Genomic DNA, 16585 nt, shown 5'->3' with positions numbered 1-16585 from the left:
CGGTGCGATGCGCATCGACCACGTGATCATCGGCGCACGGCACATCGGCCCGCTGCGTGAACTGCTCCGCGACCGCTACGGGTTCGGTGCCATCGAGGGCTCGGCCCATGACGACGGCACCCAGGGCTGGCTGGTGCCGTTCGGCACACCGCAGGTGCAGTACCTGGAACTCCTCATCCCGGCCGACACGGACAGGCTGGCCAAGAGCGCGTTCGGCCGGCTGTTCCTGGAACGCACCGCCGCGGGGCCCGTCTTCCTCAACTGGGCGCTGCTGTCCGATGACATCGACCAGGACGCGGACCGTGTGCGGTCGCTCACCGGCACCGACCCCGGGCTGCTGCGCGGAGAGTCGGTACGCGCCGACGGGAGGCGCTTCCCCTGGGCGGAAACGGCCTTCGACGCGTCGTGGCGGTGCCCCTCGCGGCCCTTCTTCCTCGAGTACGGGAACCGGCCCGCCCGCACCGCCCGGGTGGCCGGCGATCTCGAGCGGGCCGGGCACCGCCGTACGCCCCTGGAGTTCGCCTCCGTCACGGTACGCACGGACCGTCCCGACCTCCCGTCCTGGTGGGGGCACGCCGAACTGCCCGTGGTCGTGGAGACGGCCGGCGCCGATGCCGCGGTGCACGGCCGGGAGGGCATACGGTCCGTGCGGATCCGCACGGCCGACGGCGACGTCGAGGTGGCGCTGCCGTGAGCGGCCGGATTGCGGACCGCTGGAACCTGGTGGTCGTGGGCGCGCGCATGGCCGGCGCGCTGACCGTGCATGCGCTGGCCCCCCACGCCGGACGGGTGTTGCTGCTCGACCGCCGCGATCCCGCCACGCACTGGCCGCAGCAACTGTCGTGGGACCGGCCGGACAACCTGATCTGGGAGGACCTGGGACTGACCGGCACCGTACTGGCCTGCGGGGCGCCGAAGCTGCTCGGGCACACCCGCCGCGCCCTGGACGTCAGCGTCGGGTACCGGTATCCGGACGACGACGAGCACTGCTACCGGATGAGCGTGCCCCGTCATGTGCTCGACCCGGCGCTCGCCGCCCGCGCCGCCCGCCACCCCAATGTGACGTTCCTGCACCCGGCGAAGGCCACCGGAGTGGTGCGCGACGGCGACCGGATCACCGGTGTCCGCTTCCGCTATCGAGGGGCGGAGCACGAAGTCCGCTGCGAACTGGTGGTCTTCGCCGACGGCAGGCTCTCCCGCAATGCCGACCGGGCCGGTGCCACCCCCTACCGAACGGTGCCGTCCCCGTGGACCGGGCTGCTCGCGTACTACCGCGACCTGGCGCTGCCCGCGGACCGGATCCACTACTCCAGGCAGCCCGGCAGCATGCTCGTCGTCACCCCGTGCGGGCCGTCCCTGTGGTGCGTGGCCGTCGCGCTGCACGGCGGCCTGATCGCCGAGCGCGGTGAGCATCCCGTGCGGTTGTACGCCCGTGTCGCGCGGGCCGATCCGGTCGTCGGGCCCGCCCTGGAGGCGGGCACCCGGACCACCCCCGTCGGTGGCGCAGGCAGACTGCGCATGCTGCGCCGGCCGCTGGCGGGGCCGGGGTGGGCTCTGGTGGGGGACGCCGGCTTCCATCTGGACCCGATGTCCGCGCTCGGCGCCCGCGCCGTGCTCACCACGGTCCGCCTGCTGCGGGACAGGGTCGCGGAGGTCGGCACGGTCACCGGGGCACCGGACGCCTACCGGGGACTCACCGAGCGCCGCGATGCGCTGCTGGGCGCCGCATGGGACCTGACGGAGCGGATCATCGGCAGCTACGGGCCGACCCCCGAAGCGCTCGAGCGGGCCCGTCTGCTGGCAGGGGACCCGGCGGCGGTGGAGGCGGACCTGCGGGCGCGGATGGGGCTCGGCCGGCGGTCCCGGTCCACGAGCGGGCGGAGCCGGTGACGGCCGGGCGGTCGCACCCCGCCGGAGCCGCGGGGAGGGGCGGGGAGACGGGACGGGACGGCGAACAAGGAACACAGAGGAGCAGGGGGAGCGACATGTCGGGGAACGCGACAGGGACGGGTACGGCGGAGGCGACGGGTACGGGTACGGGGACGGGGGACGGTACCGTGCCGCGGCTGTGCTGGTTCTGGCCCGAGCGCGCCCGGCCGCGGACCGTGCGGGAGGACGAGCCCGGCTGGGACGGCTATCGGCGGGCGGCCGAGGCCGCGGGCCTGCGCCTGGACATCGTCGCGGTCGACGACGTCGACGTCGTGGCCGTTCCCGGCGGCCCCCGGGTCCATGTCCGTGGCGAACCCGCCGACCCGGCCACGACGGTCTTCCACACCAAGCTCTACACCTGGCCGATGTTCCAGGCCGACGTCTGGCGCTCGCTGGCGACCTTCGAGGCGGTCGCGGGCGCGGGATACCGCACGCTGATCCGGCCGGAGCTGAACCTCGTCAGCAACGACAAGGCGGCCACACTGCTGCACCTGCGGGGCGTCGACCCCGGCTGGCTTCCCACCGTCAGTGTGCACACGCGCGACTTCACGGGCATGCGGGTCCGGCTGGAGGACGCCGGGATCGGCTACCCGGTCGTGGTGAAACCGGCCAGCTGGGGCTCCGGCAGGGGCGTGGTTCGCGTCGGCGGCGAAGCAGAGCTGCTGACGGTGCTGCGGCTGGCCGCGGCGGCCGAACTCACCATGGTGATACAGCCGTTCGTGGGCGGCGCCGACGGCGAGCCCTCCGACGTCCGTGTCTACTGCGTGGACCGTGTACCGGTGGGCGCGCTGCTGCGGACGGCGGTGGACGGCGGCCCGGCGGCCAATGTGACCATCGGCGGCGCGGCCCGGCTCGTCCCGGTTCCCGAGGGGTTGCGGGAGCGGGCCGCCGCGGTCGCCGCACACCTGGACACGCCGTGGCTCGCCGTTGACTTCCTCTTCGACGGTCGCGCCTACCACCTGTCGGAGGTCGAGATCGATGCCTACGTCGGCCCGGTGACTGCCCGCCTTCCCGGCATGGCGGAGATTCAACGGGCCAGGTTCCGCGCCTACCGTGCGGACTTCGACCGGTGGCGGGCCGTCACCACCGGCTCCGGTGACCGGACGGCTGCCCCGCCCGCGTGTGCTCCGGCGGCGCCGACGGTCGGGTGACGCTCCGTCCGGTGCCTCGGCGGTGCCCCTTGCACCGGGCGTGCTCTTCGCGGAGCGCGGCCCCCGTATGTGCGGGGGTCATGTGCGCAGAGAGCGTGCTCCGTGCGGCCGGACCTGCCCCGGTGAGGGGTCCGCCGCACGGGGCGCGGCCGGTGCCCGGGGCGGCCGTCGCCGGGCGGGCTCTCGCGCGCCACTCCTCACTTCCGACGCTGGGTCGTCGCGTCTTCGCCGATGCCGCGCCACCGCGCGTGGCACCACCGCGTGTGGCACCACCGCGTGTGGCGCCACCACGCGTGGCACCACCCCGTGTGGCGCCACCGCTCGGGCCCGCCGTGACTCGCGCACGGGGACGCCGGGCGCGCCCGTGATGCGCGCGGTGGCGGAAGCGGGCAGGCTTCTTGGGCGAGCCGGGACGGCGCCACCGCGGTCACCCGCACGTTCCCGGAGCGGTGTCGCGATGTCGGAAGGGCCTATCGGGGCCCCGTCGCCCGCCGTCGGCCCGCCTGCTCGACGGCCTCCGCCCCATCCTCCGGGAGCGAGGCGTATCCGGCCAGCCGGAGCGGGCTCTGCCAGTATGCGGAGGTCCCCTCCCAGTATTCGGTGGTCAGCCCCTTCGAGGCCCTCCAGAAGCGCAGTGCGGCACGGGTGGCTGCCGGGCGCGTCCTGCGGCCCGTCCAGGACGACGGGATCCGTGCGGACACGCCGTCCCCCTCGCGCGGCGGTGACGCCGGACGCTTCCGGTCGGGTCGCCGACCGGAAGGTTGTCCGCCGGCTGCCGGTCCTGCGGCGCTGCGCCGCCCGTCCGCGGACCGCGGGAGGCCGTCCGCGGGGGCCGGCCCCTGGACGCCGGCGGAGACCGTCGGCCGGCCGGACACCTCTGCCCGGCCGGCACCGGGCACGGTGCCGGCCTCGCGGTCCTTGGCGGCGGCGCGGTGCCTGCCCCGGTGAGGGTCCCGGTCGGCGATGGCGGGGTCCACCTCCTGCAGGTCGTCGACCGAACGCACCGTGCGCAGCAAGGGCCGCGGCAGGAGCACACCGGCGCCCATCCAGATCAGCCCGCCCAGGGCGAGGACCGCGGACAGACCGGCGCGAGGGCCCAGCAGGCTGGTGCCGAGCTCGCCGAGCCCGCCGCCGAGGAGCGTGGCGAGCGGGACGGCGGTCCGGGTGACGGTGCGGACGGTTGCGGCGACCCGGCCCTGCATGTCCGCCGCGACCAGCGTCTGCCGGATGGTGAGGGTGGTGACGTTGCTGACCGGGATGAAGAATCCCGACACGACCATGATGGCGACGATGACCGGCATGGCACCGCCGAGCAGTGCCACGGGGACGAACACCCAGGGGAGTCCCTTCATGACGCTGCCGATCAGCAGGGCGGGGCCGAGCCCGAAGCGCTCGGTGAAACGCCGGCTGCACAGGGATCCGAGGAAGGGGCCGGCGTTTCCCGCGGCCAGCATCACGCCCGCGACGGCGGGCGAGAGGCCCAGGCCGCTGTAGGCGAACAGCAGGACGAGTTGGAGCGCCATGCCCCGGCCGAGGTTGGACACCGCCGAGGTCAGGGTCAGGCCGAGCAGCAGCCGGTCCCGCAGCACGAGCCGCAGTCCCTGCCGGACCTCCGGGATGAGGCTGCTGCGGCGGCGTTGGGGCGCGACCTCCGGCCGACGGATCATCAGCAGGCTGAGCACCGACACCAGGAAGGAGGCCGCATCCAGGATCATCGCACCCCCGACGCCGATGAGGCTGATCAGCAGTCCCGCCACGGAGGGACCGGCGACCTGGGACGCGGTCTCGCTGGTCGACAGCCGGGCGTTGGCCTTGGTGAGGGTCTCGGTCGCGACGACATGCGGCAGGAATGCCTGGTAGGCCGAGTTGAAGAAGACGGAGGCGGTCCCGACGACCAGGCCGACCAGGACCAGCTGTGCCACGGTCAGCGTGCCGCTGATCACCGCCACAGGGACCGACGCGATGGCGGTCCCGCGGGCGATGTCCGCGAGCAGCAGCACCGTCCTGCGGCGTACCCGATCGACCCAGGCTCCGGCGAGCAGCCCCAGGACCGGGTAGGGCAGATAGGTGCTCGCGCTCAGCAGTCCGTACTGGAACGGTGAGGCGTGCAGGATCAGCAGGGCGATCGTCGGCAGCGCGACCGCCGTGATCTCGTCACCGAACATGCTCACGGTCTGACCGGTCCACAGGCGCCTGAGATCCGCCGGCCTGACCCGGTAGCGCCGGGTCGGCGGGAGGGAGGGGGCCGACCGCCGGGGTTTTGCGGGCGAGGTCATGGGCCGGCGTGGATCACGCGGGCGACGAGGGCGGTCAGGTCCGGCAGCGCCCGCAGTGCGTAGCGGCGTTCACGGCCGAGTTCGAGCCGGATCAGGCCGGCCGACCGCAGCAGCATGATGTGTTTGTGGACGGCCGACTTGGAGATGCCCAGTTTCGTGGTCAGTTCCGAGAGGGTGGTGGGTCCGCCGGTCGCCAGATGGCGCAGCACCGCCAGCCGTGTCGCGTCGCCCAGGGCGCGCAGGACCGGCACCAGAGTGTCGGCGGCCGGTTCGGTCTGTTCGCGGACCGGGCAGCAGAAGATCCTGGTGCCGTTCACATCGGTGGAGTAGACCCATGGTGCGCCGAGGACGGTCGGAACGAGCAGGACACTGTCGGCCGGAAGATCCTCTCCGAGGACGATGCCGCCGGTGGCGTTCTCCACGATGTCCCGCCAGCCGGACCGGGCGGCCGCGGCGCGCCAGCGGTCCGCCTGATCCGTCAGCCGCCGTGCGAGCGACGCCTCCTGCTCGGTGAAGACCTCGTCGGCCCACCGGCGCAGCACACGCACGGTCAGCCTGCTCGTCTCCTCCGGTGTCAGCGCGAGCACGGCGCGGACGTTCTTCGCCCAGCGCTCGTCGTCGGCCGCCACGGCGAGCAGTTCCTCCGTCGCGGCGGCATCCCCCTCCGCGGCCCGTTCGAGAACCGTCGGCGCAACACCCGCCCGCACGGCGGAGGCCGACCGGCCGAGCAGTTCCAGGCGCAGGCGGGACGGGGCCAGGTCCGAGACCAGGTCGGTGAGCGCGGCAAGGTCGTGCGGTTCGCGGGCGAGCCGTACCAGGCCCAGCAGATGACCGAAGACCGTGGGCACACCGGCGCACAGCCTGGCCACGTCCTCATGGAGCTGCCGCGACGCCTGGGAGCGGACCCGGTCGAACCATGCCTGCCCGATGTCGTAGTCCCCGGGAGGCTGATGACCGGCGAACATGATGAGCCCGAGCAGCGCCTCGTACCCGGTGCCGCACGACACACCGATCCGGGGTCCGGCGAGCTGCGGCTCCAGGCGGAACACCCGTACCGTTCTCGATTCGGTGGATGGCATGTTCGCAAGATAGCGAACGATGGTGCCGCGCGGTCAGGAACGCGAATATTCGCAGCCGTCCCTTGCCCGCCGTCCACCGCGACCGGCAGCGTCTGCCGCATGCGAAGCGAGAGCACCTCCGATCACCTGCTCAACGACCCCCCGGCCGTGCGGCGTTACGAAGAAGCCGGCGGCGGACCGGCCGAACCGCCCGGGCGAGCCCTGGCGCAGGGGAATCTCAGCGAGGGAGTGAAGCGGGTGGCGGACACCGTGCGGCGACCCCACCAGCCCCAGAGCACCGCGGTCGCCGACTACCTCGACCATCTCCAGCGCGCCGGCTTCGACGCCGCCCCGCGCTACCTGGGACGGGACGACCAAGGCCGTGACGTACTGACCTACCTCGAGGGCGATGTCCCGGGCGAACCGCCGGAACGCTGGGCCGCCGCGGACGCCCTGCTGGCAAGCGTGGCGCAGCTGCTGCGCCGCTTGCACGAGGCATCGCAGGGGTACGCCGCCGACCGGCGGTTCGCGGCCGCCCCGGGCACGGTGTGGCGTCGTGACCTGGTCACGGTCGACCTGCCCGTCGCGGACCCGCAACCCGAGCTGGTCTCGCACCTGGACATCACTCCCCGCAACACCGTCGTGCGGAACGGACGGGCCGCCGGCTTCATCGACTTCGACTTGGCCGGTCCGACCACCCGGCTGCTCAACGTGTACAACGCCGCGGTGCACTGGGTCCCGCTCTGCCCGCCGCAGGACCTGTGGCCCGCCTGGCGCCACGTCGACCAGCCGGCCCGGTTGCGGATCTTCGCCGACGCCTACGGACTGTCGGCAGCGCAGCGGGCCGCGCTCCCGGACCTCGGCATCGCCAGGGCCGATCTCAGCTGGCTGCGCATGCGCGCCTCCGCCGAGCAGCTCGGCGGAGGCTGGGCACGCATGTGGGAACGCGGGGCCGGCGACGCGATACGGCGACGTCAGTCCTGGCTGAGCGAATCCCGGTCCGCACTGCTGGAGGCGCTGCGGTGACCGGGCGCAACAGCGTCCGCGGGGAACGCGGAACGCGTTGGCACGGCAGCCCGGCCGCCGGCGACGACCGGCCGGCACTGTACGTGATCGGCTGCGCGGCGCCACCTGTACTGGAGGTCGGCACGGTCCTCGACGCTGCCCGCGAACAAGGCTGGGACACCTGCCTGATCCTGAGCCCCACGGCTGCCCTCTGGATGGAGAGGGACATCCCCGCCCTCGCCCGCCGCACCGGCCACCCGGTGCGCAGCCGCTACTCGATGCCCGGTGAGTCCCGCGTACTGCCGCGCGCCGACGCCGTGCTGGTCGCCCCGATCACCGCCAACACGATGAACAAGTGGGCGGCCGGAATCAGCGACAACCTCGCGCTCGGCCTGCTCAACGAGGCACTCTGCAAGCGACTGCCGCTGGTCGCGCTGCCCTGCCTGGGCCGTGACCGGGCCCATCCGGCGTTCGCCCCCACCGTGTCCACGCTGCGCGGAGCGGGGGTGACGCTGCTCCTGCCCGACGAGGCGCCGCCGCCCGCCGGGGGCGAGCGGCCGGCCTTCCCCTGGCATCTGGGGCTCGCCGCGCTGCCCGCTCCGCCGGCCGGAACGCGCGGCCAAGCGGCCGGCTCCGCCGGGGTCCGGGGCGGAGCCCGCCTGTGACCGGTCCCCGCGTGGCCCTCGTCACGGGCGGTGCCCGCGGCCTCGGCGCCGAGATCTCCCGCCGGCTCGCACAGAGCGGGCTGCGGGTCCTCGTCGCGGCGCGGAGCGCCCAGGACGCGGAGCGGGCCGCCGACCGCCTCGGCCGCAATGCGCTGCCCCTGACGCTGGACGTGACGTCGGCGGCCAGTGTCGACGCGGCCGTGCTCCGGGCGGTCGAGACGACAGGACGCATCGACGTCCTGGTCAACAATGCCGGAATCGGCATCGACGGCGGACAGCGTGCGGTCGGCGTCGACTACCGGATCGTGCGCGAGACACTGGAGACCAACCTCATCGGCGCGTGGCGCATGGCGGACGCCGTTGCCCCGCACATGGTCGCCGCGGGATACGGCCGGATCGTGAACATGGCCAGCAACCTGGGATCGCTGTCCCTGATGACCCGGGGCGAGCAACCGGCGTACCGGGTGTCCAAGACGGCGCTGAGCGCCCTCACCCGGATACTGGCGGCGGACCTCGACGGAACCGGTGTGCTGGTCAATGCCGCCTCCCCCGGATGGGTCCGCACCGGATTGGGCGGACCCGGGGCGCCCCGCGGTGTCGAGGAGGGGGCCGACACCCCCGTGTGGCTGGCGACGCTGCCCGACGGGGACAAGACGACCGGCGGGCTCTTCCGTGACCGCGAGCCCCTGCCCTGGTAGGTCCCTGCGGGACTCGCCTCGGGCAAGGGGCCGCGACGGGGCCTTGCCCTCCACCCATCTCCGGGGCGAAGTCCGTGACACCGCTCGCCACTCGGGCCGGCGTCGCCCATCCCGGCAGGGCCTCCCAGAAGTGCGCGGCATTCCCGGCCGGTCGCGGCCGACCCGGTGGATCGTGGAAGAATCAGGCGATCAGGTTCGTAAAACGAATGACTTCTCAAGGCTTGCGTCGCCGTTGATCCGCTTGGCGCACCCACCCGGAAATTAGCGGGATTTCCGGCCGTTTGAGGCGATGGGCCGGTGTTGGTCGGATCGAACCGGCTCAGAACCGGCTCCACGTCGGAGATCTTGGAGATGTTGACTCGCGGGTAGCCTTGGGTCTAGCTTTCCATCGGTTTTTCTCGCAAGATTCTCGCGGCGCGTCATGGAGAGACCGAAAAGACGCGCTTTCGCGTGCGAGTTCGTCATCGGCAGGCCGTACCCCCCACCACGCAGTTTTCACCGTTCATTCGGAGAATCATGACCTCTGCTGTGCGCGCCGAAGACCTGATCATTGGAATCACCCCGTTCCGTGAACCGGACGCCAGGCTCGCCGCGGCCGTCAGCCGGGCCGGCGGACTCGGGGTGCTCGACCTGGGAGACGGCGACCGGACGTCCCGGGAGGCGCTGGCGCGGCTGAGGCGGTGGAGGCCCGGCCGGTTCGGAGTGCGGGTCGCCGCGCACTGCCGGACGGATCCCGCGGAACTCGCGGGAGGCGGCGGCTCCCGTACCACCGCAGGCCCGCACACCGTCGTCCTCGGTGCCGGCTCCCCGTGGCGCGTCGGCGACGTCTCCGCCGCGCACCGCGTGCTCGTCGAGGTCACGGACCTGGAGCAGGCGCTCGCGGCGGTCCGCGCCGGGGCGCACGGGCTGATCGCCCGCGGCAGTGAGAGCGGCGGCCGGATCGGCGAACTGAGCACCTTCGTCCTGCTCCAGCACCTGCTCGCCGCGCCCGGCGTGGACCTCCCCGTCTGGGCGTGCGGCGGCATCGGCCCCCGCACGGCGGCGGCCGCGGTGACCGGCGGTGCGGCAGGGGTCGTCCTGGACAGTCAACTGGCGCTGCTGGCCGAGTGCGGGCTGCCGGAGGCGGCAGCCGCGGCCCTGCGGTCCATGGACGGTTCCGAGACCACGGTCGTGGCCGGTCACCGGGTGCTGCACCGCCGCGGTCCGGACGCCCCGAAGGCCGCCTCCGACGGCCCGGCGCAGGTGTCCGCGACCCTCGGCGCGCGGGATCCGCACACCCAGTTGCTGCCCGTGGGCCAGGACGGCTTCCTCGCCGCCCGCTTCGCCGAGCGCTGGGGCGACACCGGCCGGACGGTCCGCGCGCTGACGTCCGCCGTACGGGAGGCCGTACGGGAGGCCGTACGGGACGAGGGACCGGAGGCGGCACTGCGCTCCGGATCCGCGATGAGCAAGGCCCTCGGCACCCGACTGCCCGTCGCGCAGGGGCCGATGACCCGGGTCAGCGATCAGGCCCGGTTCGCCGCGGCCGTCGCCGATGACGGAGCCCTGCCCTTCATCGCGCTCGCGCTCGCGAGCGGTGAACAGGCACGCACGGTGCTGGCCGAGACCCGCGCCGCCCTGGCCGGCCGGCCCTGGGGCGTCGGTGTCCTCGGCTTCGTGCCGGAAGACGTGCGCGCCGCCCAGCTGGAGGCCGTACGGGAGCTGCGGCCCACGCACGCGATCATCGCGGGTGGTCGGCCCGCCCAGGCGGAGGCACTGGAGCGGGCCGGCGTCAGCACCTTCCTGCACGTGCCCTCGCCGGGGCTGCTGCGGCAGTTCCTGGACGCGGGAGCGCGCCGCTTCGTGTTCGAGGGCGCGGAGTGCGGCGGCCACGTCGGCCCGCGCGGCAGCTTCCCGCTCTGGGAGGCCCAACTCGCCGTACTGACAGACTTCCTGGACGACGCGGACGAGGAAACGGCCCGGCGCGTCGAGATGTTCTTCGCGGGTGGCGTCCATGACGAGCGGTCGGCCGCGATGGTCGCGGCACTCGCCGCCCCGCTGACCGCGCGCGGCGCCCGCGTCGGCGTCCTGATGGGCACCGCCTACCTGTTCACCGAGGAGGCGGTGACCTGCGGTGCCGTGCAGCCGCTCTTCCAGGAACAGGTCGTACGGGCGCGCCGGACCACGCTGCTGCAGACCGCGCCCGGCCACGCCACCCGCTGCGTGCCCAGCCCGTTCAGCGACCGCTACCGCGGGTTCGAGGCCGGGTTACGGGCCCGGGGCGTGCCCGACCGCCGGATCTGGGAGGAGCTCGAGCGGCTCAACGTCGGCCGGCTGCGCATCGCCAGCAAGGGAGTCGAGCGGGACACCGCCGGAGCACTGACCGCCGTCGATGCGCAACGCCAGCTCAACGAGGGCCTGTTCATGGCCGGAGAGGCGGCGGTGCTCCGCTCGGCGACGACGACCGTCGGTGCGCTGCACCGCTCGGTGACCGACGGGGCCGCGGACTTCCTCGTCGCCCGGGCGGGCGCGGTGCGTGAACGCCTGGGCCGGGACGGCTCCGTGAGGCCGGGCCCGCCCGCACCGCTCGACATCGCCGTCGTCGGCATGGCCTGCATGTTCCCGGAGGCCCCCGACCTCGCCGCCTTCTGGGCGAACGTCCTCGCCGGTCACGACGCGGTCGGCGAGGTGCCGCCGGAGCGCTGGGATCCCGCCGTGCACCACGCCCCGGGCACGGACGGCGCCACCGCGTCGAAGTGGGGCGGCTTTCTGCCCCGCATCCCCTTCGACCCCCTCCGCTACGGCATCCCGCCCACCTCCCTCGGCAGCATCGACCCCGTGCAGCTGCTGTCCCTGGAGGCGGCCCGGCGTGCGCTGGAGGACGCCGGATACGGCGAGGGCGGACGGGAGTTCGACCGCGCGCGCACCTCCGTCGTGTTCGGCGCCGAGGCCGGCGGCGACCTGTCCAACGCGACCACCCTGCGGGCCGTACTGCCGTCGTACTACGGGAGGGTGCCCGACGGACTGGACGAGCAACTGCCCCGGCTCACCGAGGACTCCTTCCCCGGCATGCTCTCCAACGTCATCTCGGGCCGGATCGCCAACCGGCTGGACCTCGGCGGTGCCAACTACACGGTGGACGCCGCCTGCGCCTCCTCGCTGGCCGCGGTCGACGTCGCCTGCAAGGAACTCGTCGGCGGCACCAGCGACGTCGTCCTGTGCGGGGGCGCCGACCTGCACAACGGCGTCAACGACTACGTCCTCTTCTCCTCCGTGCACGCCCTTTCCCCGACCGGCCGATGCCGCGCCTTCGACAGCTCGGCGGACGGCATCGCGCTCGGTGAGGGCGTCGCGTGCGTCGTCCTGAAGCGGCTGGCGGACGCCGAACGCGACGGCGACCGGATCTACGGAGTGATCAAGGGAGTCGGAAGCTCCAGTGACGGCCGCTCGCGCGGCCTGACCGCACCCCGCCCCGAAGGCCAGCGGACCGCACTGCGAAGGGCGTACCGCAACGCGGGCGTCTCACCGGCCGAGGTCGGCCTCGTCGAGGCGCACGGCACGGGGACCGTGGTCGGTGACCGCACCGAACTCACCGTGCTCAGCGAGGTGTTCACCGAGGCGGGGGCGCGCATGCAGGGATGCGCGCTCGGCTCGGTGAAGTCGCAGATCGGGCACACCAAGTGCGCCGCCGGCCTCGCGGGCCTGATCAAGACCGTGCTGGCCCTCCACACCGGGGTCAGGCCGCCGACGCTGCACGTGGAGCGGCCCAACCCGGCGTGGCGGGAGGAGGACAGCCCGTTCGTCCTCCACACCCAGGCACGGCCCTGGGGGGTCCCGGCGAAGGAGCGGCTCGCCGGGGTGAGCGCGTTCGGCTTCGGCGGAACCAACTTCCACGTGGTGCTGGCCGCTCACGGTGACGCCCTGCCGCCGGCCCACGGCCTGGACGCCTGGCCGGCCGAGCTGTTCACCTTCCGCGGGAGGGACACGGCGACCGCGCACCGCGCCGTCGAGGAGATCCTGAAGGCCGCCGAGGCAGACGGCCGGCCCTGGCGCCTGCGCGACCTCGCGCTGAGCGCGTCCCGGCGTTCCGACGCCGGTCGGGCGCCGGTGCGGGTGGCGGTGGTGGCGACGGCGGTGACGGGCCCGGACGGCCTGATCGCCCGGTTACGCAGGGCGCTGGCGGGCGAGCACGATCCGGCGGCGGGCATCCATCTCGCGGACAGCGGCCTCGCGGACATCGGTCTCGCGGACGGCCGGCGCAACGGCGGCCCGGGAGGCGAGGATCCCGGCCAGGACCCCGAGCCATCCGGACCGGCACAGGGGGACCGCCCGGCGGCGGCCGTGGCCACCCGCCCCCCGTCGGACGACCGGGGAACCGTGCATGGTCCGGCACGGCCGGAGCCCGCGCTGTCCCGTCCGGAACCGGGGAGAGCCGGAACACGCCCTTCGGTACGGGGGAGGCCGGCCGCGCCCGGAGCGACACCCGAGGAACCAGCCGACGCGGTTCCCCGCGGCGCCATCGGGCCGCAGGCCGGCGGCAAGGTCGCCTTCCTCTTTCCCGGGCAGGGCAGTCAGCGGCCCGGGATGCTCGCGGAGGCGTTCATCGCCTTCCCCGAACTGCAGCACTACCTCCACCTCGGACGCGACCACGCCGACGCGCTGTACCCGCCCACCGCCTTCGGCGACGCCGCCCGGGACCGCCGCCGGGCCGCCCTCACCGACACCCGGGTCGCCCAGCCCGCGCTGGGCATCACCGGGCTCGCTGCTCACGCCCTGCTCACCTCCGTCGGTGTGCGGCCGGACATGGCGGCCGGGCACAGCTACGGCGAGCTGGTCGCCCTGTGCGCGGCCGGCGCGATCGAGCCGGAGACCCTGCTGGAACTGAGCGCCGAGCGCGCGGCGGCGATCCTCTCGGCCACCGGATCCGACGACCCGGGGACCATGGCCGCCGTCGCGGCCGAAGCCGACGACGTCGAGCGCGCCCTGCGCGAGGGCGGCGCCCCCGCCTCGGTCGTCGTCGCCAACCACAACTCGCCCCGGCAGACCGTCGTCTCCGGCCCGACCGAGGCCGTCGCCGCCGCGGTACGGCTGCTGCGCGAAGCCGGTCTCGGTGCCCAGCGCATCCCCGTGGCCTGTGCCTTCCACAGCCCCCTGGTGGCCGGCGCCGGGGAGCGGTTCGCCGAGGCGCTCGCGGCGCGCACCGTACGTCCTCCCGAGTTCCCGGTGTGGTCCAACCGCACCGGCGCCCCCTACGGCGGCACCGCGGACGAGGTCCGCGCCGAACTCGCCGCCCAGATCGGCGCGCCGGTCCGCTTCATCGCCCAGATCGAGGCCATGTACGCGGCGGGGGCGAGGATCTTCGTCGAGGCGGGCCCCGGCAGCGTTCTGACCCGGCTGGTGGGCCAGATCCTCGGCGACCGCCCGCACCGCACCGTGGCATGCGAACCACGCCCCGGCGGCGGTCTGCGCGCCTGGCTGGACGCTCTGGCCCAACTGGCCGTCGCCGGGCTGCCGGTGCGCACCGGGCGGCTCTTCCGGGGACGCGACGCCATCGACGCGATCCGCACCCCCACGCCCAGGCCGCCCGGCTGGACGGTCGACGGACAGCTCGTCCGTACCGCCGCCGGAGAACTCCTCCCCGGTGCCCTCGCACCGGCCCGACGCGTTGCGGAGACGACTGTGACGACGAACCACCCGGAAGGTGCCCACGCCGCGGCCGGCCCGGACGCGCTGATCGCCGACTTCCTGCGCACCAGCCGGGAGATGGTGGCCGCGCAGCGCGACGTGATGCTGACCTATCTCGGTGCCGCGCCGGGGGAGCGGCCGGCTCCGGCGGCGCCCGTGCCCGCCCCCGCGGCGGCCGGCGCCGCCTTACCCGCCCTCCCCCGGGAGCAGGCCGCACCGGCCGCCGAGCCTCCGCCGCCCCGGCAGCCGGTGCCCGCAGCGGAGCCGGCGCCCGCGCCCGGGACCGTCACGGAGGCGGACGTGCTCCGGACCGTGCTGGAGATCATCGGCGAACGCACCGGCTACCCCGTCGACATGATCGAACCCGACCTCGACCTGGAGGCGGACCTCAGCATCGACTCGATCAAACGGGCCGAGATCGCCGGTGAACTGGCCAAGCGCCTGGGCGTCGGCGGCGGTGCCGAGGTCACCGGCCTGGACGACGCGGAACTGGAGGACCTGACGAAGGCCCGTACGGCGGCCGCGGTGACCGGGTGGCTCGCGGCCCGGCTGGCGGAGCCCGGCGAGGGCGGGGCGCGGGCGACGCGGTCCCAGCGGCAGGAGCCGCAGACGTCCCCGGCGGTGACCGGCGAGGCGCCGAAGCGCTTCCTGCTCCGGCCGGTGCTCTTGGAGCAGCAGGACGCAAGCGGTCCCGAGGACCCGTCCTCCGCCCTGGCCGGCCGGCGGTTCGTCCTCGTCGGCGGCAGCCACAGCCGTGAGGCGTACCGCGAGGTCCTGGCCCGGCTCACCGCGCACGGTGCCCACGCGGCGCACCTCACCCCGGACGACCTGCTCGCACAGGACGACCTGCTCACACAGGACGACGGTCCGGTGGACGGCGTCCTCCACCTCGACTCCCTCACCGCCGCCGGTCCTCCCGTCCTGCCCGCCGCCTTCCCCGTGTTCCAGGCGGCGCTCCGCCGTGCGCCGCGCCGGCTCCTCGCCGTACGACCGATCGACGACCTGCGCTCGGCGGGGCTGCACGGCCTGTTCCGTACCATCGCGCGCGAGTACCCGGAGACCCTCGCGCGGATCGTCGACCTCGACGACACCTCGCCGGCGGCCGTCGCGGACGCCCTGCTCGCCGAGTTGCTGATACCCGGGGCCGATGCTCCCGTCGTCCTGCGCGCGGCGGCCGGCCGGCAGGGGCTGGAGCTGGTCGAGAGCCCGCTCGGCGCGCCGGCCGTCAACGGGGCCGGACCGGCGGGCGCCGGAGCCGCGGAAGCCGCCGCGCTGGGACTGGACCGGGACTCCGTGGTACTGCTGGTGGGCGGGGCACGCGGCATCACCGCGACGTTCGCCGCCGCGCTCGCCTCGGCCTCCCGGTGCCGCATCGAACTGCTCGGCCGTACGCCCGCGCCGGTCGGCCCCGAGGAGCCGGAGACCGCCGCCGCCCGCACCCCGGCCGAGCTGCGCGCCGCGCTCGCCGCCCGGGGAGACCTGAGCCCCGCCGAGATCAACCGGGCCACCGGACTCGTCCTGGCCCGGCGCGAGATCACGGCCACCCTGGAGGAGCTGGCGGCCCTCGGCAGTCCGGCCCGCTACCACAGCGTGGACGTCCGGCAACCGGACGCCGCCCTCCAGGCGGTGAAGGAGATACACGCGGAGCACGGCCGCCTCGACGGCGTCGTCTACGCGGCCGGGGTGATCGAGGACCGGCTGATCGCAGAGAAGACCCCGGAGTCCTTCCAGCGGGTGTACGGCACGAAGGCGAGCGGCGCCGAGACCCTGCTGACGGCGCTGGAGGAACTGCCGAACGGGCCCGCGTTCGCCGTCCTGTTCGGCAGCATCTCCGCCGTCCTCGGCAACCGCGGCCAGGCCGACTACGCGGCCGCCAACGACGCCCTCGAACGCCTCGGCACCGCGTGGACAGCCCGCACCGGCCGCCGGGCGCTGACCGTGCACTGGGGTCCATGGGCGCCCACCGGAGGCCACGCGGGCATGGTGACCCCGCAGCTCGGGCGCGAGTACGCCCGGCGCGGCATCAAGCTGATCGACCCGGAGGAGGGCACCGCCGCGCTGCTGCGCGAGCTCGCCTGGGGCGACGAGTCGGCCTCAGCCGTCGTCTACACCGCCTCGGGCTGGTGAGATGCCCCAGCG

The 16585-nt window shown here is 74.4% G+C and carries 9 protein-coding genes; 7 read left to right on the top strand and 2 right to left on the bottom strand.

The features are described from left to right. Positions 1-7: 7 nt before the first annotated feature. From ACZ79I_RS00710 to ACZ79I_RS00700, 3 genes are all read left to right on the top strand, one after another. A complete protein-coding gene (locus ACZ79I_RS00710; protein ID WP_471493105.1) occupies positions 8-694 on the top strand; it encodes a VOC family protein in 687 nt (228 codons plus the stop codon). Next, positions 691-1890, top strand: a complete 1200-nt coding sequence (locus ACZ79I_RS00705; protein ID WP_471493103.1) for an FAD-dependent monooxygenase — start codon at positions 691-693, stop codon at positions 1888-1890. Before ACZ79I_RS00710 ends, ACZ79I_RS00705 begins: the two co-directional genes overlap by 4 nt. A gap of 95 nt (positions 1891-1985) precedes the next feature. Further along, positions 1986-3080 carry an ATP-grasp domain-containing protein gene (locus ACZ79I_RS00700; RefSeq protein WP_471493101.1) on the top strand — a complete coding sequence of 365 codons (1095 nt, stop codon included), beginning with the start codon at positions 1986-1988 and terminating at the stop codon, positions 3078-3080. Between the two features lie 470 nt (positions 3081-3550). Here ACZ79I_RS00700 and ACZ79I_RS00695 read toward each other — a convergent pair whose 3' ends face one another. Both ACZ79I_RS00695 and ACZ79I_RS00690 read right to left on the bottom strand, forming a co-directional pair. After that, positions 3551-5356 carry an MFS transporter gene (locus ACZ79I_RS00695; RefSeq protein ID WP_471493099.1) on the bottom strand — a complete coding sequence of 602 codons (1806 nt, stop codon included), beginning with the start codon at positions 5354-5356 and terminating at the stop codon, positions 3551-3553. Next, entirely contained in the window at positions 5353-6435 is a 1083-nt protein-coding gene (locus tag ACZ79I_RS00690) for an ArsR/SmtB family transcription factor (protein ID WP_471493097.1), read from the bottom strand. The genes ACZ79I_RS00695 and ACZ79I_RS00690 overlap by 4 nt, the downstream gene beginning before the upstream one ends. 99 nt (positions 6436-6534) lie before the next feature. Here ACZ79I_RS00690 and ACZ79I_RS00685 point away from each other — a divergent pair, with 99 nt between their 5' ends. The 4 genes from ACZ79I_RS00685 to ACZ79I_RS00670 all read left to right on the top strand — a co-directional run bounded on the left by ACZ79I_RS00685 (position 6535) and on the right by ACZ79I_RS00670 (position 16573). Then, on the top strand, positions 6535-7440 hold the full coding sequence (locus ACZ79I_RS00685) for a phosphotransferase (protein WP_471493095.1): 906 nt from the start codon (positions 6535-6537) through the stop codon (positions 7438-7440). Beyond that, entirely contained in the window at positions 7437-8084 is a 648-nt protein-coding gene (locus tag ACZ79I_RS00680; RefSeq protein ID WP_471493093.1) for a flavoprotein, read from the top strand. Before ACZ79I_RS00685 ends, ACZ79I_RS00680 begins: the two co-directional genes overlap by 4 nt. Next, a complete protein-coding gene (locus ACZ79I_RS00675; RefSeq protein ID WP_471493091.1) occupies positions 8081-8782 on the top strand; it encodes an SDR family NAD(P)-dependent oxidoreductase in 702 nt (233 codons plus the stop codon). Before ACZ79I_RS00680 ends, ACZ79I_RS00675 begins: the two co-directional genes overlap by 4 nt. 516 nt (positions 8783-9298) lie before the next feature. Next, positions 9299-16573 carry an SDR family oxidoreductase gene (locus ACZ79I_RS00670; protein WP_471493089.1) on the top strand — a complete coding sequence of 2425 codons (7275 nt, stop codon included), beginning with the start codon at positions 9299-9301 and terminating at the stop codon, positions 16571-16573. The last annotated feature ends 12 nt before the right edge of the window (positions 16574-16585 follow it).

It is taken from the genome of Streptomyces sp. PSU-S4-23, assembly GCF_055632315.1.
Note: the sequence above shows the minus strand (reverse complement) of the source record. Positions and strands in the feature narration are given on the sequence as shown.